This window comes from Rhizobacter sp. P3_B12, assembly GCF_056402895.1.
Genome location: NZ_JBFUGN010000988.1, coordinates 1 through 2,236, shown reverse-complemented (window position 1 = coordinate 2,236; position 2,236 = coordinate 1). Strand labels below are relative to the sequence as shown.

At 64.3% G+C, this 2,236-nt stretch carries 6 protein-coding genes; all 6 read right to left on the bottom strand.

The window, feature by feature from the left end:
- On the bottom strand, positions 1-146 hold a 146-nt coding region (locus tag AC1D01_RS31090), incomplete at its 3' end, for a ParB N-terminal domain-containing protein (protein ID WP_477873320.1).
- Positions 147-166: 20 nt separating this feature from the next.
- Positions 167-766 (bottom strand): hypothetical protein, encoded by a 600-nt coding sequence (locus AC1D01_RS31085; RefSeq protein WP_477873318.1) that lies wholly within the window; start codon positions 764-766, stop codon positions 167-169.
- 41 nt (positions 767-807) lie between these two features.
- Positions 808-1,017, bottom strand: coding sequence for a hypothetical protein (locus AC1D01_RS31080; RefSeq protein ID WP_477873316.1), 210 nt, complete (start codon positions 1,015-1,017; stop codon positions 808-810).
- On the bottom strand, positions 1,014-1,391 hold the full coding sequence (locus AC1D01_RS31075; RefSeq protein WP_477873314.1) for a hypothetical protein: 378 nt from the start codon (positions 1,389-1,391) through the stop codon (positions 1,014-1,016). The genes AC1D01_RS31080 and AC1D01_RS31075 overlap by 4 nt, the downstream gene beginning before the upstream one ends.
- A gap of 168 nt (positions 1,392-1,559) precedes the next feature.
- Positions 1,560-1,766, bottom strand: coding sequence for a hypothetical protein (locus tag AC1D01_RS31070; RefSeq protein ID WP_477873312.1), 207 nt, complete (start codon positions 1,764-1,766; stop codon positions 1,560-1,562).
- Positions 1,767-1,924: 158 nt separating this feature from the next.
- Positions 1,925-2,236: hypothetical protein (locus AC1D01_RS31065; protein ID WP_477873310.1), on the bottom strand; the 312-nt coding region annotated here is incomplete at its 5' end.

The window sequence follows — 2,236 nt, the reverse complement described above, 5'->3', positions numbered from 1 at the left end:
GGCCGGGGGCGAACAAGGATCGGCTGGTGGATGCGGCCTTCTGCGACGATGTTCGCCGCCAGGTCGTCGATGCCGGTGAAGGTGCGGCGGGGATTGAAGGGGCTCTCGTGCAACTGGTCGAGAGCGATCGCGCGGATGGTTTCCATGGTTCGTCAGAGGTTGCTGTTCAGTGGACCAGGCGGCTTGCGAACTGATGGCGTTGGAAATCGAGCGAGTCGGCGCGCTCGATGAACGCGTTGCGCCAGCCCGACCAGGTGGTGTCTCGGCATGCGGGCGACATCAGGTTGACCCAGGTCACCGGCTTGACGCCGGGGAGAAGGGGCGGTGTCGTGCCGGGGTTCGGCAGGAGCTGTGCACGTGCGGTGGCCTCGGCGATCAATGCCGCCTTGAGCAGTCCCTGGGCGTGCGCGGCGTGAGCGACGTTCAGCRCGAAGCCGTTGCGGATCAAACGGACGAAKCGGTTCTCSAGGGTGACCCAGGSGGCGCCGAYCTCGTCTTCAGCTGCGGCGGACARGTCGCCGACATAGGCCTTGTGCGCTGCCAGCATGAGTGCCGCGAATTGGCCGTGCACATCGAGGTCGAGTTCGCGCTCGGCGATCCTGCAGATGAGCAGCGAGTGCTCGGCCAGGCTGTAGGGCCTGCAGGTGGCGCCGGTGAAGCGATTGAGGAGGCTGAGGTGGTGAGCGATCGTTCGCAGATCGATGTTGCCCGGAAACGGGTGCTTGAGCGACACCTCGGTGCCGGTTGCTGTCGTGATGAAGATCATGGCGTGGATAGCGGTGGAATGTGGAAGGCGGCCGTGGGAGGTCAGACGTGCAGGCCGGCGAAATCGAGGAACCGGGCCTCTGGGCCACAGGCGCCGCGGGCGTCGCGCACGAGCGCAACGAGCGTCGGGCAAGGAAGCCCGGCATCGGGGCAGGTGCAGAGGCGCTGGCCGGCGGCGTCGCAGGCGCCGTGGCGGCACAGCACGCAACCGCGTTCGGGTGCCACCTGAATGCAGGTTGCGGGGCTGGTCATGCGCCTGCCCAGTACATGCCCGTTGCCACGGAAAGAAGGGCAACCAGGCAGCCGACGGAAGCGCCCCAGACGAGGCCATGTCGCCAGCCGATCCGGTACTTTGCGTGGCCGATTTCGCGGATATCGCCGGCCATCAGTGCCCCCATCCAAGGAAGATTCTCGTGAAGGAGTTGCTCCCTGAACCCTTCCAGAAACACCTTGAGTTCTTCATCCGGAAGGGCGGCCCCGGCCTCGAAAGTTTCCCGCAGACTGAGGATCCTGGAAGGATGGACGGGGAACTTCAGCCACGGCTCGGAGGTGTGGGAGGCGGCCTCTTCGCTGCGCATGGTTGCGGGATCGGCAGCGGCTGATTTCGTCTGTGTGGTGGTGTTCATGATGGTTCCGTAGAAGGGTGTTCTTGCAGGAGCGGGCTCAGAAGTCGGTGGGCGCGAGCCAGCCGCCGAAGCCCCAGAGCAGGAGCAGCAGCAGRTAGACGAGGGGCCAGCGGACGCGCGGATTGCGGTCGGCCCAKGCTTCGAGGGGGAAGTGCGCGTGGYTCGCGYTCATGCGGSCACCTCGTCGAGGCGYTCGACGTTGCTGATCGAGCAGCCGGTCAGGTCGTGGGCAACGCGCTGCGCGTGTTCAGCATCGCGAGCCTTGAACTGGACGAAGGGCAGGACGCCGGTGTCGCAGGCGGCTGGGAAGCCGTTGCGGTCGTTGGGGTGGTAGTGGCAGCGGTAGCTGCGAGAAGCGAATGACAGTCCAGGCATGGCGGCCTCCAAACAAGGTGAGCGCCACGATAACCATATGGTTATCTGTTGTCAATAACCAATTGGTTAGTTGAGTAGCCTAAAGATGTCCATCCGATCGCAGTTTGGTGTTCTGGCGGGGGTGCTGGGGCGAGATCAGCCGTATCTCAGGCTGGGGCTCACGCCGCGCGAACGTCGACGAGGGAGACGGACTTTCGATCCTCTTGCGTCAAGTCGTCGCGCACGCGACGCTCTTCGTAGGTGGCGATGACTTGATGTCCGAACGCCTTCTGCACCGCATCCGCGAGCTGTGGCGGGACCTTGCCTTTGATGATGCGGCCATCGCTCGTCACGCCAAAGGTGTGACGAACGAGGCTGGCCTCGGCGAGGAGGCCGGTGACTTCATGAAGCGAAACCTCCTCTTCCTTCAGCTGGGCGAGGCGGTTTTCCAGAGTGAAAAGTTGCGAATCGCTGGCACTCCACCACTCCAC